Annotated in this window: 25 protein-coding genes; 11 read left to right on the top strand and 14 right to left on the bottom strand. The window is 64.7% G+C overall.

Annotation, left to right across the window (positions count from 1 at the left end):
- Positions 1–114: 114 nt before the first annotated feature.
- From mptB to F1D05_RS16305, 5 genes are all read right to left on the bottom strand, one after another.
- Complete coding sequence (gene mptB / locus F1D05_RS16325; protein WP_185448461.1) at positions 115–1,620, bottom strand: polyprenol phosphomannose-dependent alpha 1,6 mannosyltransferase MptB; 1,506 nt, start codon at positions 1,618–1,620, stop codon at positions 115–117.
- A 125-nt stretch (positions 1,621–1,745) separates the two neighbouring features.
- Entirely contained in the window at positions 1,746–2,510 is a 765-nt protein-coding gene (locus tag F1D05_RS16320) for an ABC transporter permease (protein WP_185448460.1), read from the bottom strand.
- On the bottom strand, positions 2,507–3,361 hold the full coding sequence (locus tag F1D05_RS16315) for an ATP-binding cassette domain-containing protein (RefSeq protein WP_246486746.1): 855 nt from the start codon (positions 3,359–3,361) through the stop codon (positions 2,507–2,509). Before F1D05_RS16315 ends, F1D05_RS16320 begins: the two co-directional genes overlap by 4 nt.
- Positions 3,362–3,509: 148 nt before the next feature.
- Positions 3,510–3,806 (bottom strand): hypothetical protein, encoded by a 297-nt coding sequence (locus F1D05_RS16310; protein ID WP_185447474.1) that lies wholly within the window; start codon positions 3,804–3,806, stop codon positions 3,510–3,512.
- Positions 3,806–4,975, bottom strand: coding sequence for a helix-turn-helix domain-containing protein (locus F1D05_RS16305; protein ID WP_185447475.1), 1,170 nt, complete (start codon positions 4,973–4,975; stop codon positions 3,806–3,808). Before F1D05_RS16305 ends, F1D05_RS16310 begins: the two co-directional genes overlap by 1 nt.
- A 288-nt stretch (positions 4,976–5,263) precedes the next feature.
- Between F1D05_RS16305 and F1D05_RS16300 the strand changes: the two genes are divergently transcribed.
- From F1D05_RS16300 to F1D05_RS16280, 5 genes are all read left to right on the top strand, one after another.
- Positions 5,264–5,638, top strand: a complete 375-nt coding sequence (locus tag F1D05_RS16300) for a hypothetical protein (protein ID WP_185447476.1) — start codon at positions 5,264–5,266, stop codon at positions 5,636–5,638.
- Positions 5,635–5,991 carry a hypothetical protein gene (locus F1D05_RS16295; RefSeq protein WP_185447478.1) on the top strand — a complete coding sequence of 119 codons (357 nt, stop codon included), beginning with the start codon at positions 5,635–5,637 and terminating at the stop codon, positions 5,989–5,991. Before F1D05_RS16300 ends, F1D05_RS16295 begins: the two co-directional genes overlap by 4 nt.
- A 678-nt stretch (positions 5,992–6,669) precedes the next feature.
- Positions 6,670–6,837, top strand: a complete 168-nt coding sequence (locus tag F1D05_RS16290; protein WP_206685912.1) for a hypothetical protein — start codon at positions 6,670–6,672, stop codon at positions 6,835–6,837.
- Between the two features lie 188 nt (positions 6,838–7,025).
- Positions 7,026–7,373 carry a hypothetical protein gene (locus tag F1D05_RS16285; protein ID WP_185444046.1) on the top strand — a complete coding sequence of 116 codons (348 nt, stop codon included), beginning with the start codon at positions 7,026–7,028 and terminating at the stop codon, positions 7,371–7,373.
- Between the two features lie 113 nt (positions 7,374–7,486).
- Positions 7,487–9,211, top strand: a complete 1,725-nt coding sequence (locus F1D05_RS16280) for an FtsK/SpoIIIE domain-containing protein (protein ID WP_185447480.1) — start codon at positions 7,487–7,489, stop codon at positions 9,209–9,211.
- 577 nt (positions 9,212–9,788) lie between these two features.
- On the opposite strand, the gene F1D05_RS16275 is transcribed toward F1D05_RS16280, so the two are convergent.
- The 3 genes from F1D05_RS16275 to F1D05_RS16265 form a co-directional block, all read right to left on the bottom strand.
- On the bottom strand, positions 9,789–11,360 hold the full coding sequence (locus F1D05_RS16275; RefSeq protein ID WP_246486851.1) for a recombinase family protein: 1,572 nt from the start codon (positions 11,358–11,360) through the stop codon (positions 9,789–9,791).
- Between the two features lie 48 nt (positions 11,361–11,408).
- Entirely contained in the window at positions 11,409–11,567 is a 159-nt protein-coding gene (locus F1D05_RS16270) for an ATP-binding cassette domain-containing protein (protein ID WP_281388954.1), read from the bottom strand.
- A 178-nt stretch (positions 11,568–11,745) separates the two neighbouring features.
- A complete protein-coding gene (locus F1D05_RS16265; protein WP_185448459.1) occupies positions 11,746–12,372 on the bottom strand; it encodes a PadR family transcriptional regulator in 627 nt (208 codons plus the stop codon).
- 68 nt (positions 12,373–12,440) lie between these two features.
- On the opposite strand from F1D05_RS16265, the gene F1D05_RS16260 reads away from it, so the two are divergent.
- Genes F1D05_RS16260 through F1D05_RS16250 form a run of 3 tightly spaced genes read left to right on the top strand, consistent with a single transcriptional unit; the run spans position 12,441 to position 15,120 of the window.
- Positions 12,441–13,256, top strand: a complete 816-nt coding sequence (locus F1D05_RS16260; RefSeq protein ID WP_246486745.1) for a GNAT family N-acetyltransferase — start codon at positions 12,441–12,443, stop codon at positions 13,254–13,256.
- On the top strand, positions 13,253–14,110 hold the full coding sequence (locus F1D05_RS16255) for a GNAT family N-acetyltransferase (protein ID WP_185448457.1): 858 nt from the start codon (positions 13,253–13,255) through the stop codon (positions 14,108–14,110). The genes F1D05_RS16260 and F1D05_RS16255 overlap by 4 nt, the downstream gene beginning before the upstream one ends.
- Positions 14,110–15,120 (top strand): serine hydrolase domain-containing protein, encoded by a 1,011-nt coding sequence (locus F1D05_RS16250; protein ID WP_185448456.1) that lies wholly within the window; start codon positions 14,110–14,112, stop codon positions 15,118–15,120. Before F1D05_RS16255 ends, F1D05_RS16250 begins: the two co-directional genes overlap by 1 nt.
- 4 nt (positions 15,121–15,124) lie before the next feature.
- On the opposite strand, the gene F1D05_RS16245 is transcribed toward F1D05_RS16250, so the two are convergent.
- The 6 genes from F1D05_RS16245 to F1D05_RS16220 form a co-directional block, all read right to left on the bottom strand.
- Complete coding sequence (locus F1D05_RS16245) at positions 15,125–15,745, bottom strand: response regulator transcription factor (RefSeq protein WP_185448455.1); 621 nt, start codon at positions 15,743–15,745, stop codon at positions 15,125–15,127.
- The gene (locus F1D05_RS16240) at positions 15,742–16,881 is read right to left on the bottom strand and encodes a sensor histidine kinase (protein ID WP_185448454.1); all 1,140 of its coding nucleotides are present in this window, start codon (positions 16,879–16,881) and stop codon (positions 15,742–15,744) included. Before F1D05_RS16240 ends, F1D05_RS16245 begins: the two co-directional genes overlap by 4 nt.
- 21 nt (positions 16,882–16,902) lie before the next feature.
- Positions 16,903–17,670, bottom strand: a complete 768-nt coding sequence (locus tag F1D05_RS16235; RefSeq protein WP_206686232.1) for an ABC transporter permease — start codon at positions 17,668–17,670, stop codon at positions 16,903–16,905.
- Positions 17,671–17,828: 158 nt separating this feature from the next.
- On the bottom strand, positions 17,829–18,755 hold the full coding sequence (locus F1D05_RS16230; protein WP_185448453.1) for an ABC transporter ATP-binding protein: 927 nt from the start codon (positions 18,753–18,755) through the stop codon (positions 17,829–17,831).
- A 324-nt stretch (positions 18,756–19,079) separates the two neighbouring features.
- On the bottom strand, positions 19,080–19,703 hold the full coding sequence (locus F1D05_RS16225) for an MBL fold metallo-hydrolase (RefSeq protein ID WP_185448452.1): 624 nt from the start codon (positions 19,701–19,703) through the stop codon (positions 19,080–19,082).
- A gap of 116 nt (positions 19,704–19,819) precedes the next feature.
- Positions 19,820–21,091, bottom strand: coding sequence for an isochorismate synthase (locus F1D05_RS16220; protein ID WP_185448451.1), 1,272 nt, complete (start codon positions 21,089–21,091; stop codon positions 19,820–19,822).
- A gap of 142 nt (positions 21,092–21,233) precedes the next feature.
- Between F1D05_RS16220 and F1D05_RS16215 the strand changes: the two genes are divergently transcribed.
- The 3 genes from F1D05_RS16215 (at position 21,234) to F1D05_RS16205 (ending at position 23,919) form a co-directional block, all read left to right on the top strand.
- Positions 21,234–21,944, top strand: coding sequence for a demethylmenaquinone methyltransferase (locus F1D05_RS16215; RefSeq protein WP_185448450.1), 711 nt, complete (start codon positions 21,234–21,236; stop codon positions 21,942–21,944).
- A gap of 182 nt (positions 21,945–22,126) precedes the next feature.
- Positions 22,127–23,437 carry a geranylgeranyl reductase family protein gene (locus tag F1D05_RS16210; protein ID WP_185448449.1) on the top strand — a complete coding sequence of 437 codons (1,311 nt, stop codon included), beginning with the start codon at positions 22,127–22,129 and terminating at the stop codon, positions 23,435–23,437.
- 122 nt (positions 23,438–23,559) lie between these two features.
- Positions 23,560–23,919: an NADH-quinone oxidoreductase subunit A gene (locus F1D05_RS16205; protein ID WP_185448448.1), complete on the top strand. Its 360-nt coding sequence runs from the start codon at positions 23,560–23,562 to the stop codon at positions 23,917–23,919.

Genomic DNA, 23,919 nt, shown 5'->3' with positions numbered 1-23,919 from the left:
ACCCGGTGGTCAACCTGACGCCGTCGACGCGGCGAAGGGTTGCGGTTGCTCGCGCGAACGCGACCCACGGATTGTTCACCAGGAGCCGATACACAGCCGCGATCTGCCAAGGACCTATGACCGGATGGTGGATGTTGCCGCGCGGATCTCTCCACTGGTGGGCGTGCGGATCGGGTCGACGAGCAGGGTGCCCTCTTTGATTGTTGTCCGGCCTTTCCCGCGTACCTGAGGCTGGATGGTGTGGACTCGGCCTAGCAAGGTGCCGGCGACCACCAGGACCAGGGAGGTGGTGACGAGGATGGGGATGACCGCGCCGCGGAGAGATGAGTTGAGTGGGGCGGCGATGGTGAGGATGGTGCTGACGCCGATGAGGGCGGTGGTGAGGCGACGGCCCGGGCGAGCTACTGCTAGGAACGGCAAGCACCAGACGAAGTACCAGTCGTGAGCTGTGGGGCCGAGCAGAACTACGGCCAGTAAGGCGATTCCTACTGCGCGGGCTGCGTTGTGGATGGATGAGCGCAGACCGAGTACGGCGATCAGGCCGACTGCTGTGAGCATGCCGAGCAGGCGTACGAGCTGGAGTGCTTGCTTGGCGGCGGTGTCTTCCCCTAGCCAGCCCAGTACGCCGGCAGCGCCGAGACCGATGAGGTTTGCGATCGACAGTGGCGAGCGGACCAGTCCTGGTACGTCGAGAGCGCTCAGCCAGCCTGAGCCGACGCCGGTCAGTTCGCCGACGGTTGCCAGTGTCACCACGGCGACCACACCGGCTATAGCGAGACTGACAATCCGTGGACGAGGCCGGGCGAGTGGGCTCATCACTGCAGCGATTGCGATCACCACTAGCCCACCAGGCAACTTCACTGCTGCTGCAGCACCAGCTAGTACTGCGGCGGTTCCCCAGTGACCGGTGAGAGCAACTGCGAAGGCAGCACACGCAACACCGAGCATGAGTACGTCGTTGTGTGCCGCACCCAGGCCGTGCGTGATCAGCACCGGGTTGGCGACGACAAGCCAGGTAGCGATCCTCGGATCGACCCGGCAGGCGGTTGCGAGTCGCGGCACTGCCCAGGCGATCAACACGATCCCTAGTAATGCCAGGGCCCGATGCGCCAGCATCAGCAGGTACGGGTCCATGGTCAGGCGCGCCATCAACCCGCCGTACGCGAGCGGCACCGGCCCGTACGGCGCAGGAGTCGCCATCCACATCGGGTCGACTGCCTCGACGATGTGGCCGGACAAAGCGCCGGGGCCCACGGCGTACGGGTCGAAGCCTTTGGCGACGAGTGCACCCTGCGCTGCGTAGCTCCAGGCGTCTCTGCTGAACAGGGGCGGCGTCAGGAGCAGCGGCGCGCTCCAGGCGATCACCAGTGGGGTGATGCGATGCCGTACGCCGGCAAGTACGTCGCGGCCGACCGATAACCACGCCCACACCATCAGTCCGAGTCCGGCGACCATGAAGGTCAGGCCGGTCATCCGCCCGGGCAGAGTAGACCGCAGCTCACTGGCGATCGGCAGCGACGCCACCCACGACGACTCGGGCACTACGGACGTCACCAGCGATGCAGCGGCGACTATGCAAGAGCCGATCAGCCCACGGACCAACGGCGACGGCATACGCATGACTGCGACGCTAACCACGCAGAGCGACGCCCCGATGAACAACGCCTTGCCTCTGAAATCTGCTTGTGTCCGAAGAATCCGAGGTCAGGACCCTCGGGGCTTCGGACGCAAGCAGTCGCAGTTGGCTAGGCGGATTCCTTGCGGAAGGTGCGGGCGCCGACGGTGAGTCCCACGACCGTCAGCAGGACGACCCAGAACAGACCCCACAGGGACGAACTGCTGCCGATGTCGCCGCGGAACAGGGCCCGGACACCGTTCACCACGTGCTTGAGCGGGCTGATGTCGGACAGCCGCTGCAGCCAGGTCGGGCCGATCTGCATCGGCAGCAGGATGCCGGACAGCAGCAGCAACGGCATCGCGATCCCGTTCAGCAGCGGCGCCAGCGCGTCCTCGCTCTTGGTGATGAGCGCTACGGAGTACGACAGGGAGGCGAAGGTCGCGCCGAGCAGCGCCACAATCACCAACGACAGCAGGACGCCACCCCAGGGCGCACGCAGGCCCATCGGGATGGACACCACCAGCAACAGGATCGACTGCACGACCAGGACCACCACGTCACGCAGTACGCGACCTGCCATCAGCGCCATCCGGGACGCCGGGGTGACCCGATCCGCCTCGATCACACCGGCCCGATACTCCGCGATCAGGCCGAAGCCGACGAACATCGCGCCGAACATGCCGAGCTGGACGATCAGGCCGGGGATGAACACCTGGTAGGCGTTCGTGGTCGCGCCCTGGCTGATCTGCGCGGTGATCGGCTTCAGCAACGGGCCGAACAGGAACAGGTACATCAACGGCTGGCTGAGCATCAGGATGGACCACATCGGGTTGCGCAGCGACAGCCGCATCGCGCGGTTGAAGACGATCCAGGTCTCGCGAAGCACCGTCATGCCACTGTCTCCTTCTGCTTCTCGTCCTGTACTGCGTCCGCGCTGTCCTCGTCGCGCAGGGAGCGGCCCGTCATCGTCAGGAAGACGTCGTCCAGCGTCGGGCGGTGTACCTCGACGCCGTTCAGCTCGATGCCCTGGGCATCGATCGATCGGAGCAGTCCCGGCAGCACCGAGCCGCCCTTGGGGATCCGGAACGCGACCACGTCGCCATCGGTCTCGATCGCGACCGCGCCGTTCAGCTCCTCGACGATCTTGCTCACGGCGGGTGCCTGGGAGGCATCCGCGAGTCCGAGCCGGACGCCGTCGCCGGAGACCTGCTGCTTCAGCTCCTCGGGCTTGCCGGCGGCAACGATCTTGCCGTGGTCGATGACCAGGATCCGGTCGCAGAGCGCGTCTGCCTCGTCCAGGTAGTGGGTCGTCAGGAAGATCGTCGAGCCGCGATCGCGGAGGCCGCGGATGTGCTCCCACAGGTTCGCCCGGGCCTGCGGGTCGAGGCCGGTGGTCGGCTCGTCCAGAAAGATCAGCTTGGGGTCGTGGATCAGCCCCATCACGATGTCGAGGCGACGGCGCTGACCGCCCGACAGGGTCTTGCACTGGCGCTTCCAGAGGCCGGGCAGGTCGAGTTCCTCGAACAGGCGCCGGCCGTCCGCGATCGCCTGCTTCTTCGGTACGCCGTACAGCCGGGCGTGGTCGACGACCTCGTCGCCGGCGATCGCCTCGGGCAGCGTGGAACCGCTCTGCGACACGTAGCCGATGCCGCGGCGGACGCCGACGGGGTCCTCGGCCAGGTCGCAGCCGGCCACGGTGGCCGAACCGCTGGTCGGCTTGATCAGGGTCGCCAGCATCCGCATCGTAGTCAAGTTGCAGGACTGGCACCCTTGACGTTTCCGCAGGTCAGAGCCACTTTCAGTGGCCTGCCGCGCAGCCCGTAGCGGCCCACGGAGAGGGTCACACGCCTCCCCGCAGGGCCACCGACCCTCAGCGGTTCAGGCTGCCTCGTCATCTGGGGTTATCTGAGTCCGCAGAAGGCGTCTGCCAATCAATGTAGGAGGACTGCACATCAATCACGTCTCCGTGATTTGCTGCAAGTTCGTTGACCATCCTTACCGGAACGCCGATATACCACCCGTCGCCCGACAGGAACTCACTCCATGTATCCGGCAAGTCAGCAGGACTTGTAATGCTCGAAATATCGACTCTCATAGAGTCCGGGCTTAGCAGACCTTCGGGCGTCAGGCGCTGCAACCAGCCGAAGCCGTCAGCGCAGAAGATCCAGCCTTGCTGTAAAGCCGTCATCATCGAACCTTTAGCGCCTCGGCGAGGTCGCGAACGGAAGTTCTATCTCGTTCACTCGGTGGCACGGCGAGGTATACGCGCTGACCGAGACCGTGAATTACCTTGCTCCGTTCGGTTTCTAGAAGTTGGCGAGCTTGGCCAGCGCCAGTATCAATGTCTTCGCTTTGCACAACGCCCCAAGCTCGGTGCATATCAAGTTGAGCACGCCAACGGATCGCAGCTTTGGGAAGCTTCTCGGCCTCGGCCTGAATAGCCTGGGCTTTGGCAATATCACCTAGCGCCGTGTAGGTCCAACTAGCGGCGATAGCTAAACGCCAACCCGGCATCGCGAAGATTGACGAACCATCTTGGTCTTGAGCCAACTCTAGTGACCGGTAGGCGGAACCTAAAGCCTGATTTGCAGATCTCGAATCCCCTTGGCTAGCGAAGACATGAGCCTTCGCCGCGTGCGCCTCGATCAGGGCTGACGCTGGACCACCGAACGTGATCGGGTAGTCAGCAGATTGCAGGACCTCTTTATCTTCGCCGCCTTCATAAAACACGCGATACGCAAGTCTGGCCCGACTCCACGCACGCATATCTCTATCACCGGAATGATCGGCCAACTTAACAGCGGTGTTATACCAACGTTTGGCGGTGACGGGATCACCAAGGCTAGCAACTGACGATCCATAGACCATTGCGAGCCGGACGCCGTGCCTTCCTCTGAGGTGGGGGTTGGCCGACAAAACGAGCAAGTCACCCATGGCTCTCTGCGACAGTTCAGAAAGTGGTTCCGTCATAAAGCCTCGACCATAAGTAGAGACGATGCTTTCCCAATCGTCGGCATCAGTGACAAGGCTCGCCGCTCGATCAAGAGAATGACGCAACGTTTCTGCGACTGCACTCGGCGCAATTGCGCCCACACTCGTTAGCGTTCCGAGCGCCTTCAAAAGGGTGCGGCGGTACACTTCGTCATCATCTCCTAACCGCGCAAGCTCTGTGAATAAGCCAGATGTTTCTAGCGCTTGGTCCACAGCTTGCGCGAATGCTTCGGTTGGTTGTCGCAATCCAGTTTCGACGTGCCCAATGAACGCCGGAGAGAAGTACACGAGACGGGCCAAGCCCCGGAGGCTCAGGTCTCGCGAGCTCCGCACCGATCTAAGGGTTTCCCCAAAGCTACTGCCCATCGTGCCCCGCTCCTAGCGCTGATGTCCGCACCGTCACGCCATTTGTAGACGGCTTGTAGACAGCGGATCCCTGGTCTCAACGTCCAACACCTAGCAGGCTACTCCGTATGGCCGACCAAGGCCCAGGGAGACGGTGCGACAGGAGGAGGTCAGATAGCTGATGGATATCCAGAGTGCGGCCAATTGGGGCGCGGTGGTTCTGGCCGTGCTGGCCTTGGCTGACTTCGCGACGATTCTTGCGATTCGTGCGTCTATGCGTCGCGATGAGTCGGGTTCTGGGTCGGCCTGATGGATGACTGCGGGGACTGGCTCAAGCGGTATGCGTTGGTCTATCTGCGGCATGTGCCGCCGTTGACTAAGCCTGATGTGTATTCGCTCCAAGGGGTTATGCGCCGGTTTGCCGTAGAGAGCGGCGTGCAGGTGGTCGGCCTGTTCGTTGAGAAGCCGGAAGATTCTTCGGTGGCTTTAAGGGCATTGCTTAAGCGGGTCGAGTCGCGCGGTATCAGGGTGGTGCTTGTGCCCGAGCCAAACTATTTCCCGGACAGTGAGCCTGCCGTGTCGGTGGTTAACAGGTTCAAAGAACTTGACGTGGACGTGAAAGTTTTACCGTTGGTTTCGATTCTGAAGTGGAAGAGCAGTCTTTCGAGCGGGGAGGGTCAATGACGATTCTTGCGGAGAACAGTGTGAGCACTGGGCAGAAACCGGCACCGTATGTCGCGGCGTATATCCGTCGGCATGTGCTGATGACGCCACGGGAAATGGCGCAAGCCCAGCAGGGCATCATCGCTTTCGCGCGAGCGAGGGGGTTGGAGATCGCCGAAATCTTTGTCGAAGAGTTGGAGACGGTCCCTGACGCTTTCGCGCGCATGGCGGAGAAACTGCACGGTACGGGCGAACGTGTAGTGATCTTGCCGGGCGTGCATCATCTCGCCGGTTTAGGTACTCCACCGCTGGTCGCGTTGCAGGCTTTCACGGCTGACGGGGTTCAGGTGCTGATTGCCGGACACGTCGAGTAACTCTGACCGGTCAGGTTGGCCGGTGGGCAGCATCAAGGTTTCTGCCCGGTCATCCTGGCTTCGGCGGGGCGCGGCATGGCGTAACCATTCCGCCCCTCACAACGGAAAAGAGAACCATGTAGCGCCCCGCCGTTTCCAATAGACGGCAGTCCCTCGCTCGCGTCCCATTCGATTGCGTATGGCACTTCACAAGCGAGCGGGGGACTGCTGAAACACAACTGAATAGTTTTTACACGTAACCCGTGACCGCAACTCACGGAACACTTACCCGTCCCCCCGAGGGGTAAGTGTTCCGTGCGCCGGTCGCGGGCCTATCGTGCGGTTGCAGCCCGATTTGCGTCGGTGTGTTAGGGGGTTTGCAACTTGTTGCAATTAGCTTGGGAATACATTCGAGAGGTGGTTGTGTTGGGCAATAGAGAACGATTCGTCACTCATGCGGAGGTGGTTGTTTGAAGCTCGGTCAGCAAATGCGGTACCTGACTCGTTGTGCATGTCTTGCGCGAAAGGACAGGGGCCGGGCTGGCTGTGAGAAGTGTTTGCGCCGCTACGCCTATGCGCGGAACGGCCAGACGAAAGGTTGCCGGTGAATCTCACGGACCGGCAATCCACGGGGACATTGCCCTCTCTCTTCACTATCCGAGGAGAATCGAGAGGGGGTGATGAGTACTGATTATTTCGGTGTCACTGCTGCTGACGTTTGCTGTCGGTGTCTTTGTGTTGATCCGCTACACAAGTCTCACGGTCATTCAGGCTGTGATTTGTGTTCTGTTCGGGTTCTTCCTGGCATCCAGCGAGTTCGCGCCGTATATCCGGCAGTTCCTGTCCGAGTTCCTCGGCGCTAAGTAATTGCTGTGTCCGGTGTCTAAGTAGCTGACACGGTCGGGCCACTGTCTAGGGAGGCAGTTTGTGGCCCGGCCACTCCCAGCGGTATCTGTCATTTCCTAACACGTTTGGAGTAGTTCTATGTCTTTGCAGGGTTCATGTTGTCTATCAAAGGTCGGTGATTTGTTCTGAACGTGCATTCCGCACGTCGTATGTCTCTTGAGCAAGTAGATGCAGCCCGCGCCCGATTTGAGGCGACTTTGCGCGCGGCTCCCCTGAACCTTCCCGCCGATACCGGCGTGGATGCTTTCGTCATCTCTTCGGCCGATGTTGCCGACTTGGTCCGGGAAATCAAGCGTCTCCGTTCCCGCTATTTCGTTCTCGAAGCCGCGTGCCGTGCCGGGTTGCTGGCAGCGGTCGAGAACGACTCTCGTCCTGCCCCGTTGTGGGTGCTGGACTCGCCGTGGCTTTACGTCACGGATGCCCTCGCCGCGCCCCCGGTCTTTCACCCGCTGGCCGATGTTCTCCCCTTGATCTTTTGGGGAGGTGAACAGCTTTGATGCGTCGCCGTGGCGCGGCCCCTTACCGGGGCCGCCCCGGCGGTCGTCGTGGCCGCCGGGACGAAATGTTCATGATTCCTGTCAACTATGGACGCGGTAATGATGCCTATTGGGTGGGCGAGTTGTTCCGCGTGTTGTGGCGTTACCGCGCGGAGCTGGCCCCGCTGTATTGGCTGGCAGGGTGCTTTATCGCGGGGGCATGGCTCCACGCAGTGCACTCCAATTGGTGGCCAGTGACCGGACTGGCCGGTATCGCTGGAATTGTGACTCTCGCGATTCGTCCGGCCCGTTTGGTCGAGCGGTTTCCGTTGCTGGCCCGGTGGCGGGTCCGGCTGTGGGGTGGCGGTTTTATCGGTTACGTGTCGGCATGGCTGTCTTGTGCGGCCATTTACGGCGCGACCGCTGGGCCAATGGAATCTTTCGCTCTCTTGGGTGCCGGGGTTTTCGCTGGTCCGTGGTTGTGGCGAGAGGACCGGCGACGCCTGACCCGCGTTCGGATTGTCCGCGACAAATTCCCAGACACTGCCGATGCCGCCGGACTGACCGGGGCAAAGATGGTGTCGGCGGTTATGGACCGGTGGGGATGGACCGCACGGATTAAACTTCGGCGCGGCCAAACCTACGGTGATGTGGTGAAACATCTCCCCGAGCTCGAATCGGCATTGGGTTCCCGGATCGGGGGGACACGCGCGGAACCGGTCACCGAGGATGCGTCGCAATTCACGTTGCGCTTGGTCGAAACCGACCCGCACGCCGCCCCTGTGAATTGGGAACCACGCCCGGTATCCGTGACCGGGAAACCGCACCTGTCGATCACCCAATCCATCATCGTCGGGTTGTTCGAGGACGGCACGCCCATTACCGTGCCGCTCTTGCGGAAGCATGTCCTGATCGGTGGCGCTACCGACTCCGGCAAATCAGGGTTGCTGAATGTGATCCTGGCCCGGATCGTTGAATGCGCCGATACGGTCATCTGGGGTATCGACCTGAAAAGGGGAATGGAGCTAGCCCCTTGGTCGAATGTCTTGCAGCGATTGGCTACCGATAACGATTCTGCGGAATGTCTGCTGAAAGCAGGCGTTGAAGAGTTGGAGAAACGCGCGGAATTTCTGACAAGCCGCGGCCGGCGTGAATGGTACCCGAAATTCGACGCTCCTGCTCTGTTCATTGTTATCGATGAATACGCGGAGCTTTCGGCGAAAGCACAGAAATACGCGGATTCGATCGCACGGCGCGGACGCGCGGTGTGCGTGAATCTCATCATCGCGACGCAGCGTCCGACCCAAAAGGCGATGGGAGACGGGTCGGCGATCCGGTCACAGATGAATATCCGCTTCTGCCTCAAAGTGAATGAGCGGCCTGACGTAGATCTGATCTTGGGTGCCGGGAAACTGTCGGCAGGGTGGGATACCACGTCGTTTGATGGAGCCGGGAAATTCCTGGTATCCGGACCCGGAATGAACACGCCGCGCCGTGGCCGCGCATTCCTCATCACCGATGCCGACGTGACGCACACAGCGGCCACCTACGCCCGTACCGGGTCGGTTGCCGACACAGCCGGGGCCGGAACCTCTGAGAGCCGTTCTGACGGCCGGTCAGGGGGTCGGGAGACCACAGGGGCACCCTTGGGCGTCTCAGGGCCGGAAATGGCGCTCTGGGCCGCGCTGCGGGACGCCCCGCGCGAGGGGGTGACCCTGGCCGTGTTGCAGGCGGCCACCGGGAAGGGCCGCCCGTGGATCTACCGGCGTCTCAAGGCGGGGCAGGCCGACGGCACCGTGACCAACCCCGACTACGGCCGGTGGAAGGCCACCACCCGCCCGCAGGATCACGTTACGTAAGTGTTCGCAGGTGTCCCAGTTGTGCACGAATCTCGCGCGCGCCCGCACGTTGAGGCACACGCTCCGGGGCGCGAACACTTCCGAGACACTTCCACTCCGGTGACACACAGTCACCAAATTGCCGGTGCCGTGAACCGGCTCGGAATGGCTGGGCCGACAACGACGGGGGTGGTCGCGTCGGCCCAGCCCGCGCGGCCCGCAACACAACCAGGGTGACCCGGCAACGTTTCGCGCGAACTAACGCGCAACTGACCTTACCGCCGACCGCAGGAGGCGATCACCAACGCCAAACCGGAAACGTCCCTCAAACCCCGCCGCAAAGGCGAGAAAGGAGAACACACAGAAACAACGCGCGGCGAAAACCTCGCCGCGCGAACTCGGAGACTACTGGAAAGACAAACCCCACAAACCCACCGATCCCGACATCATCGCGAGAGCCGCAAAATGGCCACTGCCTGACGATGCCTTAGCTGCCCTGCTAGCCCGCGTGCTTGGCATCATTGACGACTGACACACAAAGACGCCCGCTGTCCCCTCAGCATCTCGGGGGAACAGCGGGCGTCGGCTTTTAGATAGTTCAGGCGGCGAGATCCTTCATGAAACCGCCGAACGAAACACGCTTCTCAATCGGCATACGCGGATTCTTGTTCGCCTTGTGCAGCAACGGCGCACATACCATTTTGATGATCTCGCGGCGGGTCGCTACTTCCGGGATAGCAGCCCATTGCTCGGCTGCGTCCGGCCCGACCAAATCCTGAATGATATCCGGGACGGCAGCAGCCCGGATCGTTTTCTCAGCCAACTCGATCCGGTCACGCAAATCCTTTTGCATGTCCACAAAATCATCCGGGTGCATCGCGCCGGACATCCGCAAAGCCTTGTTCTCACCCAACTGCCGTTCCGCTAAAGCAATGTCGTCCTCATGGGCCTTAATGCTCGCATCGTTCACCCGACGCTGTGAAATGAGCCGCTGGTAAACATCCGGACGGGAAAGCCAAGCAACCAGCACCGACTCGACATAGGAATCGAACTTCGCGAAGTTTACCGACGAACAGTATTTCTTGCTGCACCGGTAAACAACCGCTGCACCGTTGTTCGCGGACTTGTGCTTGCTTTCCAGCCACGCGCCACACTCGGCACACCGAGCCGCATACGACAACAGCCATTCAGCATCCGGCTTGTCCTTCGCTTTCCTGCCGGTCCTGTCATGACCTTTGTCGTCACGATCAAGAATCCGCTGCACGTCCATGAATACGGCAGGGCTCACGATCCCTTCCCACTGCCCATCAGAAACCACAGTGCCGTAACTGGCCCGCTTCCCCATATAGGCCGCGTTCCTCGCAATGAACTCGACTGTCTGCCGCGACCACAGCAAACCACCCGGCGACGGAATACCCCGCGAGTTGAGATCCCTGGCGATAGCACCCGAAGTCGTCAACTTACGCAACTGCCTGAAAATGTTCTCCACCACATCGGACGTTGTGTATTCCTCTACCGTGCCGGTTTCGGTATGAACAGCGGTCCGCTCGGTCACGTCAAACACCTGCCGGTCGAAAGCGCCTGTTTTCTGATCCTTGAAACGCTCATACCCATACGGGCAACGCGACGCCGGACGGCCGTCCTTCTTCTGTTTGGCCAATCCACGGCTCACGCCGTCGCTCACCGCATCCGAGAACGTCTCACCCTGAACCGCCATATTAGCCAGTGAATTCCGGTCCGCCGTCACCCGAAGGTCATAAAGGTTTCCGTTGACCAGCCAGAAGAAGCAGCCGTTCTCAAAACACAGATTCCGCAGCATCGCGAACACTTCAAGATCTCGCTGTGACCGCGAAACATCAACAAGCACCAAGACATTAGCCTTACCCGTCTTGATCTCCTTCAAAAGCTCGGCGAAATCTTCCCGCCCAGCCGCCTTACGCCTGAATCGCGAAGCCGATTCATCGTTATCCGAGTACTCGCCGAGTTTGGTCCACCCGTTTTTCTCGATCTCCTCATTGTTCATGTCGCTTTGCTGGTCAACCGAATAGCTCTTGCGCTTCTGATCCTTACTCGCCCGCGCATAGCTCAACGCCATTACTTTCGCGCCGCCCAGCATCAACGCCATTTTGTCGGCCCACATAGACACACCCAGCGCACTAACAACCGTCATCTCGCTCAACCTCCCGTACCTCGAAGACTAGGACACGGAAGGGAGCGTCTACCGAAAGTGGACAGTGGTGGTCTTACCGGCCCCGTTCGGGCCGAGGAAGCCGACGATCTCACCGTCGGCGACATTCAGGTCTACCCCCTGCACGGCAGGGACCGGCCCGCGCTTGGTCTTGAAGGTGCGGACAAGCCCGCGAGCTTCGATCATCATGCGGGCCAGTCTGATGGTTCAATATTGACTAGTCAACATTGATTAAATCTGCGACGGGCGCGCAGCGGGTGGCGAAGGCAAGGGAAGGAAGGCGGGGGAAAGGCAGGGCTGGGCAGGGCTCGGCAGGGCGAGGCAGGGCTGGGCAGGGCCAGGCAGGGCTGGGCAGGGCTGGGCGGGGCTAGGCAGGGGGTTCGGGGATGGTTTGCCAGTGCTCGATCATGGCGGGGGTGGGGTTCCAGTCGGGCGGTTCGCCGGCGAAGGAATAGGCGCCGTCCGTGACCCGCTGGTGGAACGAGCGGGTCCATTCGAGCTCGCCGCGGTCGCGGGCGGCGGCGATGCGGAACATCTCGACCACGTGGTTCGGCGTACCGGGGTCTTCCTCGATCTGGCGCTCGGAGAACGGCTCGGCCTTGGCCAGTTGCTCCAGCTGGACGATCCGCGACTCGAGCGCCGCGAGCACCTCGTCCCGGCGCAGCGACCACAGGAAACTGAGTGCGGCCTGCATCTGATCCGGCTGGAAGCCGTCGACGCTCCAGAGTGCCTTCCGCAGCAGCGTGAAGTACTCGCTCTCGCCGTCGGTGGTCAGCTTGTACGACGTACGCCCGGGTTTGTTGCCGGCGCCTTCTTCGAGCTCCATCAGCAGCCCGTGCCTGGCCAGGGTGCGGAGGCCGGTGTAGATCGAGCCGGGGTTGATGTTCGCCCACTCCTGCACGTCCCAGGTCAGCAACTCCCGGCGCAACTGGTAGCCGTAGGCCGGCTGGAAGATCCGGACGACCCCGAGGAGCAGCAACCGCGTGGTGGACATGTCCGCAGTGTAAATCGGCTGACCGCGAGACGGTGGCAGGCGTAATCTCACTGCGCATGGAGCTCCGTGTGACGACCGACCCGGCTGAATTCCAGGCGATCGCGTTCCCCTTCCTGGAGCGGGATCCAGTGCTGCACACGATCATCATGAGCAACGTCGCCGAGCGCGCCGCCGGGACGTACCGCCAGGAGCAGGGGCTCGGACACTACGTGTCGGCGCACGACGGCGGCGAGGTGATCGGCGCCGCGATGCGTACGCCGGGCCGTCCGGCGTACCTCGGCGCACTGCCCGAATCTCTGGCTGAGGGTGTCGCCGACGCCTACCTCGACGTACTCCCGGAGCTCAGCGGAGTCGCGGGCGACCGCCCGGCCGCCACCGCGTTCGCCAAGCGCTGGTCCGACGCCCGCAGTACCGCGGCCACTGAGGCGAAGGGCACCCGGCTGCACAAGCTCGGCGACCTGGCGATGCTCGAGGCCACTGGTGGAAGTCCGCGCCTGATGACGAAGGACGACGTGCAGCTGGCCGCCGAATGGGTGGCCGTCGACTTCAGGGACGAGCCCGGGCTCGACGTCGAGTGGGCAGAACGTCATCTGAGGGACCGCACGCTCTGGTTCTGGGAGGTCGACGGTACGCCGGTGAGCATGGTCGGCCATCACCTCCCGTTGTTCGGCGTCTGCCGGGTCGGGCCGGTCTACACCCCGGCCGAATTCCGCCGCAACGGGTACGCCGGTGCGCTGACCAGTCACGTGTCCGCCGAGATCCTTGCCGATGGCAATCAGGCCTGCCTCTACACGGACCTGGCCAACCCGACCTCGAACAAGATCTACTTCCAGGCCGGCTACCGCCCGGTCGCGGACTTCGTCGACTTCGCCTTCGAGGCGTGAGCACGGCAATCCGCTCGACCGGCGATCCGGTCGAGTTCCGGGCTGCCGTCTTTCCCTTCCTGAAAAAGGATCCGGTCCTCAACAGCGTGGTCCTGAGCAGCGTCGAGGGCCGGATCCAGGGCATCATGCACGACCCCGAACCTCCCCTCTACGTGTCGCTCCACGAAGGCGGCGAGGTAGTCGGTGCCGTCCTCTGGACGGCGTTGCGCGGCATCGTGCTGGGTTCGCTCGCCGACGACCTGGTCCCGCCGCTCGTCAACGCACTGGCCGACCTGGTCCCTGGAGCCGAGTCAGCGGAGGGTACTGCGACCGCGGCCCCCATCTTCGCCGAACTGTTCGCCGCCCGCGTCGGCAAGAACTTCCAGAAGATCCGTGGCACCCGGTTGCACCAGCTGATCTCGTTCGTCGAACAGAAAGCTGCCGGTACTCCGAGGTTGGCGACCCTGGCGGACGTCGAGATCACCGCTGAACTCTCCCAGGGATACAGCATCGCGCTCGGGCACGACTCGTCGCGCGCTCTGGCGGACACCTGGGTACGCGGCCGGATCGAGCTCGAACGACTCTGGCTCTGGGAGGACGAGGGACGCGCGGCAAGCCTGGTCGGCAGACAGGGCGAGGCCTTCGGTGCGACCCGCATCGGCCCGGTCTACACACCCTCGGAGTACCGCGGCCACGGCTATGCCAGCGCCCTCACCGCCCACGTGACTCAGCAGATCCTCGCCGCCGGCTCAGCTGCCTGTCTCTTCACCGACCTCGCTAACCCCACCTCGAACAAGATCTACGCAACCATCGGCTACCGCCCGGTCGCCGACTTCTTGGGCTTCTCTTTCACGGATCAAGGCAGGGTGGTGTGATGTCCGATCGCGGAGAACGTCTGCAGGGTGTCCTTGACTCGTTGGTTGCCGCTGGGGCAGCGGGAGTGCTGGTGCACTATCGCGATGATGACGGTCCCTGGGTCGGGGCGAGCGGCGTTGCCGAAATCGGCAGCCCGGCGCCGATCGATTCGGCGGGGTCGTTTCGTATTGCCAGTGTCACCAAGACCTTCACTGCGACCGTAGCGCTGCAGTTGGTGGGTGAAGGTGTGCTGGGCCTCGACGATCCGGTGGAGCGTTGGCTGCCCGGGATGGTGCCCGGCGGTGACGGGATCACGCTTCGGCACCTGCTCAGCCACACGAGCGGGCTCTACAACTACACCAGCGATCTGCCTGACGCGGCCGGGATCGTCCGGGACCGGTCCCTGCACTGGGATCCGGCGCGGGCGATCACGATGGCGACCGGGCACGACCCGCTGTTCGAGCCCGGCGCCACCTGGTCGTACTCCAACACCAACTACGTCCTGCTGGGATTGGTGATCGAGGCCGCTACCGGCAACTCCTATGCGACCGAGGTGGGGAACCGCATCCTGACCCCGGTCGGGCTGCAGCAGACCTCACTGCCTGGAGACGAGGTCGCCCTGCCGGAGCCGCACGCTCGCGGGTACCTGCCGGTGGACGGCGAACTGGTCGACATCACCGAGTTCAACGCCACCCAGGCGTGGTCCGCGGGCGGCCTGGTCTCGACGGCAACCGACCTGAACCGATTCTTCGCGGCCCTGCTCAGCGGGGAGTTGCTCCGTCCGGCCGAACTGCGGGCCATGCAGACGACCAGGCCGGCGGACGCCGACTTCCACGCGGGCGGTCTGGGCATCAGCCGATTGACCCTGCCGAACCTTGTCGTCTGGGGACACACCGGTGGGATCTTCGGCTACTCCACCTGGAGCTACCACTCCGCCGACGCGACTCGCCAGGTCACGGTGTCACTCACACCCACCAACGACTCGACGCCCGAGACCGACGACCTGCTCGTCAGCCTGTTCGGCTTGTAGTGGGCTAGATCCAGCCGTGGGTGCGAGCTATTCGGGCGGCTTCGTGGCGGTTGGAGGTGCCTAGTTTGGCGCCGGCCGAGGAGAGGTAGTTGCGGACGGTGCCGGGGGAGAGGGCCGCGCGCTGGGCGATCTCCTCGATCGGAGCTCCGTCGGCGGCGAGTTCCAGGACATCGGCTTCGCGGGCGGTGAGCGGGTTGTCGCCGGCGCTGATGGCTTCGGCGGCGAGTTCGGGGTCGACGTACCGGCCGCCGGCGTGGACGGTGCGGATCACGTCGGCCAGTACTTCGGCCGACACCGTCTTGGGCAGGAAGCCGCGGACGCCGGCAGCGAGGGCCTGTTTGAGGTGGCCGGGCCGCCCGTGTCCGGTGACGATCAGGCTGGCGCACTCGGGCAGCTCGACCCGCAGTACTTCGGCCACGCCGATCCCGCCGAGACCGCCGGTCGGCAGACTCGGCATCTGGAGGTCGAGGACGGCCACGTCGGGTCGGTGATGCCGTGCCATCGCCAGTGCCTCGGCGGCCGAGGCTGCCTGGGCTACCACCGTCAGGTCGTCTTCCAGTGAGAGCAGCGCGGCGAGCGCAGTACGGATGAGGTTCTCGTCGTCCGCGAGGAGGAGGCGGATCATGCGGTCGGCAACTGGGCTTGGAGGAGGAACCGGCCGCCCGGCTGCGGCTCAGCGGTCAGGGTGCCGCCTACTTCGGCAAGTCGCTCGCGCAGTCCGACCAGACCGTTGCCTGGACCGAGAGCTGTGCGGGCGGTACGCACGCCGTCGTTCTCCATCCGCAGTACGACGCTCTGCTTGTCGGCCGCGTCCAGTTCGATCTTGCAGGTGGTCGCGTCGCTGTGGTGGATGACGTTCGTGGTGGCCTCGCGGACCACCCAGGCCAGGGCGATCTGCGTCGCGTCCGGCAGGCTCGACCCGTCGCCGATGACCCGGCAGTTGATTCCGGCAGACCGTAGTACGGACTGTGCTCCTGCTAGCTCCGAGCTGAGGTCCGTACTCCGGTACGCGTCGACCACTGCGCGCATCTCGCGCAGCGACTCGTGGGCGATCCTCCGGACAGCGAGCATCTGCTCTGCCGCGTCCGCGTCGCCCCTGTCGGCCAGCCGCGCCGCGAGTTCGCTCTGCACTGCCACCAGCGAGAGGTTGCGGCCCAGGGTGTCGTGCAGATCGCGCGAGAACCTCAGCCGCTCCTCGGCGACCGCGAGCTGGGTGGAGATGGCCCGGGAACGGTCCAGCTCCCAGCCCATCCCGAGCATCCAGGCGGAGAACCGGCCGGTCAGCACCGCGATGCCGACACCGTACGCGAAGGCGAAAGCTGCCTGCGTGTCTGCGATAAGACCTGCGAGGACAGAGCCGAGTACGACGAGGCCGAGCAGTGCCGCTAGCGGCGGGAGTGGTGACAGTGCCAGCGTCAGGAACCCGCCGAGCATCAGGAGTGAGACGGCATGGTCGGGAAGGACCGTGACACCGACAACGGTCAGGACTACGGCCGTGATCAGCAGGCGCTTGCTAGGGCCTTGGCGGTGCAGGTAGGCGCTGAGGCTGGCTCGCATCAGCATCACTAGTGCGACCGTGTGGGCAACTGATACCAGCAGGAAGATGCCGGCACGAAGGCTGGAGGTCGACCGGTTGCCGGCGATGAGCAGGACTGCCAGGAAGGGCTCCGAGCCGACTACGAAGTACAGGGGCCAACGGAGGCTGATGTCGAAGCGCTCAGCTCTGCTGCGCTCACGCCACCAGCCAAGGACGGACACCATGGAGGTCAGCCTGTCACGTGGTCAGCGCCGTGGTTCCCAGCGGAACCAGCGGCGAGTCGCCAGGCCGCCGACGACTGTCCAGGCGAGCAGCGTCAACACACTTGGTACGGCGGGCGCCAGGCTGCCCGCGAAGTCGACAGTGCGGCCGTCTGTGGTGGTGCCCGACAAGCCGAGCCGCAGTAGGTCTACTACTGGAGTCAGTGGTAGCAGGCGGCCTACTAGTTCGACTGTGCGAGGCAGGTCGGCCAGCGGGAGGTAGAGGCCGCTGAGGATCAATGGGATGACCAGCATCGGTGTGGTGGTCGCTTGAGCCAGTTCTACGGTTGGGGTGAGGGCTGTGCTGGCTGTTGCGAGGAGCACGAAGACCGCGGTGCCGAGGACGATGGCGGCGACTACCAGTAGGAGATTGACCGGTCTGGTGACGTCGAACCAGATAGCTGCGGCTAGGGCGGCCAGTGCTATCTGGGCCCAGGCGACCGCTACCACTGGTGCGGCTGTGCCGGCCAGGATCTCCAGGTCGGAGGGTTCGCCGGTGCGGAGGCGTTTGAGTACCAGCTCTTCCCGCCTTGCGACGAGTGCTGTGACCAGGTGGTAGTAGACGAAGAGGTTCAGCGAGACCGCCGCGACTGCTGTCACCACGGCCGCGCCCGTGTCGCTCCCGATCACGCCCGCGAGCTCAGGGGAGGACCGCAGGCCGAGTACTGCGCTTACTGGCAAGGCCAGCGCGATCACAACCGCGAGACCGTTGCGCCGCAGCAGCACCCCCTCCGAACGCCCCAGCGCGGCCACTCTCCGGAGCGCACCTCTCCGGGCTCCGGGGACACTAGCCGGATCTAACCGGTCATCCGCTGGACCCCGGACCGGTCCCACCGCAGATGCTCGCCCAACTCCGGCTGCCGGGTTCATGCGGGCACCCCCGTCACCGTCACCGTCGCCGGCTGCCGGGTTCATGCCGCGACTCCTTCGCTGTCGTCCGACTCCGCGATGGCGAGGAATGCTTCTTCCAGCGAGGCGGGGCGGGCGGCGAGGTCGTGCAGCCTGAGGCCTTGGTTGCCGGCCCAGTACAGAACCGACTCGAGGGTTTGCTGGAGGTCCTCGGTGGTGAGGACGATCCGGCTGCCGTCGACAGTGATGGCGGTGCCCGCGAGTTCCGGGAACGGCGTATCGGCGGGCAGGCTGAAGGTGACTCGGGCCGGTCTGGTGGCCGCGATCTCGGTGGGCGTGCCGAGGGCGACGATACGGCCGTGATGAAGGATCGCGAGCCGGTCCGCGAGTTCGGCGGCTTCGGCCAGGTAGTGGGTGGTCAAGAGGATGGTGGTGCCGGTACCGAGCAGGTGGTCGATCAGTCGCCAGGTGTGCTGCCTGCTCTGGGGATCGAGGCCCGCCGTGGGTTCGTCCAGGAACAGCACCTCAGGCTGTCCCACGATCGACAGCGCCAGGCCGAGCTTCTTCCGCTCGCCACCCGACAGTTGCCGCACGCGAACCCGCTCCCGGCCGCCAAGCCCGACGAGCTCGAGGACCTCCCCGACCGGCCGCGGTCTCGACACCGTCCCAGCCCAGGTCCTGGCCGTCTCGCCAACCGTCAGATCCATCGGAAAGCCGGCATCCTGAAGCAGAATCCCGATCCTCGACCGAACGAATCGCCTTTCCTGAAAGGGATCCCGCCCCAGCACCCGAACCGTCCCAGACGTCGGCGCAGCCAGCCCCTCAAGTACTTCCAGAGTCGACGTCTTACCGGCACCGTTGGTCCCGAGCAACGCGAACAACTCACCCCGCCGAACCGACAGATCAACCCCACGAACAGCATCGAAGCCGGTCCTACCGCCATACCGCCGCGTCAGCCGCTCGGCCCTGATCACCGCTGATTCGTCCATACCCCTCAGCCTGAGGTCCCCACGCCCTCGCGCCCCATGAACCCATCACCAGTAGCGATGACAAATGTCAGTTGCCAGTCCTTGGCGGTGATCTGCTGAGTGATCTCCAGCACCCGATCGAGCGACAGCCTGGCGCCGTGCTCCGTGCCCTCCGTCTCCAGGCGGTGCGGCCGACCTCTGGGGACCTCGGACACCAAGCAGGGACCGCGTACAGGCTATTCGCTGTCCGAGGTCCCGACGTACTGTCCGAACCCCCTGAACCTGGTCCGGCCCCTCGCACGACCCGCCTCGGTGGGCGAGACGAGGTGTGGATCGGCGTACGGGTCAGTTGATCTCGACCGAGTCGCCGGGCTTCAGGCCGAGGTACGGCTTGCCGCCCTGGGTGCCGATCCAGCGTTCGCCCATGGTGAGGCCGATCTCGCTTAGGAGGGCGTCGTGGATGCCGACGGTCTGCTGGGCTGCTACCTCGCGGACGTACTGGACGGCGGCAGGGAGGGTGAACCAGGGACCGGAGATCGGGACCAGGTTGGTGTGTACCTCGCGGTCGGGCTTGGTGAAGGAATCGCCGGGGTGGTAGACGGCGTCCTCGATCAGGTAGCCCACGTTCTGGCACGGAACACCCAGCTCCGGCAGGATGATCGCGTGGTCGTTGCCATAGGCACTGATCTGGAAACCGGCTGCCTCGAAGGACTGGCCGCCTTCGACCACGGTGATCCGGTCGGCGAGGTCGGCGCCCAGCTCGGCGGCAACGCCGGCGTTCGTCCAGATCGGCACGTCCAGCGCCCGGACCCGGTCGGCGTCCAGGTGGTCGAAGTGCTCGTGCGTGACCAGGATCGCGTCCACGCCCTCGAACGCCTCGTCCTCGGCCCAGACACCCGGATCGACCAGCAATTCCTTGCCGTCCTTGGAGATCCGGACACAGGCGTGCTTGTACTTCGTGAGCTTCACAGTTCTCCTCAAGTGTCCCGTAAGCGAAGTAGCTTGACGCTGGAGGCGCCCAGGCACGCACCTGGACACCTCCAGCTTTCAAGCTACTTCGCTTACGCGACACTAGCTACAACGGCTCATTCTCCGAGCGCGTCCCGCATCGGAACCAGCTTCGCGATCGTCTCGGCCAGCTCTGCCTCCGGGTCCGACCCGGCGACGATGCCGGCGCCGGCGAAGATCCGCATCCGGGTCGGGTCGTCGGGGTCCGCTTGGCCGCAGCGCAGCGCGATGCACCACTCGCCGTCGCCGCCGGCGTCCATCCAGCCGACCGGTCCGGAGAACCGCCCGCGCGACATGCCCTCGATCTCACCGATCAGATCCCGCGCGGTGTCGGTCGGCGTACCGCAGATCGCGGCCGACGGGTGCAGCGCGGCGGCAAGCCCGAGTGCGGACGCTCCGTTCGCGGCGACCCCGGCGACGTCGGAGGCGAGATGCATCACATTCGGCAGGTGCAGCACGAACGGGGTCTCGGGCACGTTCATCGACTTGCAATGCGGCTTCAAAGCGTCAGCGACCGACCGTACGGCGTACTCGTGCTCCTCCAGGTCCTTGCTCGACCGGGCCAGCGACGCGGCCAGCGCCAGGTCGTGCGCGTCGTCGCCGGTACGCCGGATGGTGCCGGCCAGGACTCGCGAGGTGATCAGGCCCTTCTCCCGCCGGACCAGCAGCTCCGGGGTCGCGCCGATCAGCCCGTCGACGGAGAACGTCCAGCAGTTCGGGTACGCCGAGGCGAGGCGGCGCAGCGGCCAGCGCAGATCGATCGGCTTCTCCGCGATCGCGATCAGGTCGCGGGCCAGCACCACCTTGTCGAGCTCGCCGCTGGTGATCCGGGTCACCGCCTCGGCCACGATGCCGGACCAGGCGGTGCCGGAGCGCGACCCGTCGGCGAAGGCGACCGTGCCGACCGGGTCCGGCTCGTAGCTGGTCAGCTGCGGCGGTGCGACCAGTGAGCTGGCCGGGGAGATGGTGGTCACCCAGGTGGTGCTGCCGCGACGGCCGACGATCACCTCGGGGACGACGAGCTGGCTCGGATCGGAGTCGGTGAAACCGAACGAACCGAAGCAGAGCAGGCCGGAGCCCGGTACGCCGACGTCGTCGCGGACGACCGCGTGACCGACCAGTTCCTGCCACCAGGCCTGGGCCCTGGCGAACCGGTTGCTACCGGCAACGTCCAGCCGGGCCGCCACGCCCCAGCCGACGTGGCCGTCGCCGCGCCGTACCCAGGCCACTCCGCCGTCGTCGGGCAGGTGGTCCATCAGCCGGTCCGCGACGCCGTCGACCGGCTGGCTGCGGACCACCAGGTGCGGCGCCGCCAGATGGCCGGGTGGAACCGGGTCAGACAAACTCACGGCAACACTCCTCGCTCGCGCTCCGGCCCCGGGTCGCGATGGCCGACCGACTCATCAGTGATGCACTCACGGCATGCAAGCGTATGCCTGCCCTGTGTCCAGCGAATTTCAGTGCCGGTCGCAGCCGTGATCCACTAGACAAGTGAACCGCGCAGATCTCACCAAACAACCGGAAGCCGTGGCCGCGATGTTCGACAACGTGGCCGAGGGCTACGACCGGACGAACGCGGTGGCCACGATGGGGCTGGAGAAACTGTACTGGCGGCCGCAGACGCTGGCGGAGATCGCGCCGCGGAAGGGGATGAAGATCCTCGACCTAGCCGCCGGTACCGGCGCCTCCAGCGTGAAGTTGCGGGAGGCGGGCGCCGAGGTGGTGTCCTGCGACTTCTCGGTCGGGATGCTCCGGGTCGGCAAGCGCCGCTACCCCGAGCTCGACCTGATCGCGGGCGACGCGCTGCGGCTGCCGTTCGCCGACGAGACCTTCGACCTGGTGACGATCTCCTGGGCGCTGCGGAACGTGAACGACGTCACGGTCGCGCTGAAGGAGATGCTCCGGGTGACGAAGCCGGGCGGCCGGCTGGTGGTGCTGGAGAACTCGCACCCGACCTGGAAGCCGTTCCGGGTGGCGTACCTGGAGTACATGATGCGAGCGGTCCCGGTGGTCGCGAAGGCGGTCTCCACGAACCCCGATGCCTACGTCTACCTGGCCGAGTCAGTACGCGCCTGGCCTGGTCAGGAGCCACTTGCCACCACGATCGAGGCCTCCGGCTGGTCCGGAGTCCAATGGCGCAACCTCACCGGCGGCCTGGTGGCGATCCACCGCGGCGTGAAGCCGCTGGAACAGACCACCTGAGTCACTGGTTCGCAGTACCGGCGGGCCTGAATTACGCAAGGTGGAGAGTGCGTAAATCGCCTGCGGGTAAGGGACTCCGGGCCGGTTTCGCGTCCTCGTCAGGCAGTCCTAGACTGTCGGGTGATCGGGCCTCGTGAATCCCTTCACGAGTGACCAGCCCCCAACTTCCAGGCCGGGATGAGATGAGTCAGAGCACGTCGCCACGGCAGGCCGAGACCGCGGATGTGATCGTCGTCGGTGCCGGTCCGGCCGGCTCGTCGGCCGCCTACCATCTGGCCAACGCCGGGCTCGACGTCCTGCTGCTGGAGAAGACCGCGTTCCCGCGCGAGAAGGTCTGCGGCGACGGGCTCACCCCGCGCGGCACCAAGCAGCTGATCAACATGGGCATCGACATCTCGCCCGAGGCCGGCTGGATCCAGAACTACGGCCTGCGGATCCGCGGCGCCGGGCACACCCTGCAGCTCGACTGGCCGGACCTGTCCAGCCACCCGAACTACGGGCTGACCCGGAACCGGATGGACTTCGACGACCTGCTCGCCCGGCAGGCGGTCAAGGCCGGCGCCCGGTTGCGCGAGCGGACCAACGTCGTCGGCCCGGTGCTGGACGACAAGGGCTTCATCGTCGGCGTCACCGCCAAGCCGGTGGACGACAACGGCCGCCGCGACGGCGCCGACATCGAGTTCCGCGCGCCGCTGGTGATGGCCGCCGACGGCAACTCGTCGCGCCTCAGCGTCTCGATGGGCCTGCACAAGCGCGACGACCGGCCGATGGGTGTCGCCGTCCGGACGTACTTCACCAGTCCCCGTCACGACGACGACTACCTCGAGTCGTGGCTGGAGCTGTGGGCGGACGACCCGCAGAACGCGGGCCAGCGCCAACTGCTGCCGGGCTACGGCTGGATCTTCGGGATGGGCGACGGCACGGTCAACGTCGGCCTCGGCATCCTGAACACCTCGGACGCCTTCGGCAAGGTGGACTACTCGGACCTGCTCAAGCAGTGGCTGAAGAACACCCCCGACGAGTGGCAGTTCCGCGACGAGTTCCAGACCATCCCGATCCGCGGGGCGGCACTGCCGATGGGCTTCAACCGGCAGCCGCACTACACCCGCGGCCTGATGCTGCTGGGCGACGCGGGCGGCATGGTCAACCCGTTCAACGGCGAAGGCATCCCGTACGCGATGGAGTCCGGGGCGTTCGCCGCGGAGGTCGCCGCCCAGGCGCTGCACCGGCAGCCGGGTCAGCGCGAGCGCGCCCTCTCGGCGTACCCGAAGGCGCTCAAGCAGGAGTACGGCGGGTACTACACACTCGGCCGGGTCTTCGTGAAGCTGATCGGAAATCCGGAGGTGATGCGGCTGTGCACGAAGTACGGTCTGCCGCGCACCACCTTGATGAAGTTCACCCTCAAACTCCTGGCCAACCTCACCGATCCGCGCGACGGCGACGTGATGGACAAGATCATCAACGGGCTCACGAAGGTTGCCCCCGCCGCCTGAAACCGGCGGGGCGAGTGACGTGAGCCACAGCGGTACTGATAACACAGTGCAGGCAGACGTTCAGACGAAGTAGCAGGTCCATAGCCGGCAGTACGGACGCAAGTAAGGAGGGAGCTGCTCCGATGCACCCTTACGTACCGATCCTGATCCTCGGGATTCTCGCGACGATCTTCGTGGCGGGCACCCTGGTGACGAGCTTTGTCGTCGGCCCGAAGCGCTACAACCGGGCCAAGCTCGACTCCTACGAGTGCGGGATCGAGCCGACCCCGCAGCCGGTCGGTGGCGGGCGCTTCCCGGTGAAGTACTACATCACCGCGATGCTCTTCATCGTGTTCGACATCGAGATCATCTTCCTCTACCCGTGGGCGGTCGCCTTCGACCAGATGGCGCTGTTCGGGTTGGTCGAGATGGTCATCTTCATTGCAACCGTCTTCGTCGCGTACGCCTATGTGTGGCGCCGCGGCGGACTGGAGTGGGACTGA

Origin of the sequence: Kribbella qitaiheensis (assembly GCF_014217565.1) — a bacterium.
GTDB lineage: Bacteria > Actinomycetota > Actinomycetes > Propionibacteriales > Kribbellaceae > Kribbella > Kribbella qitaiheensis_A.
This window is presented reverse-complemented; position numbering and strand designations above follow the sequence as displayed.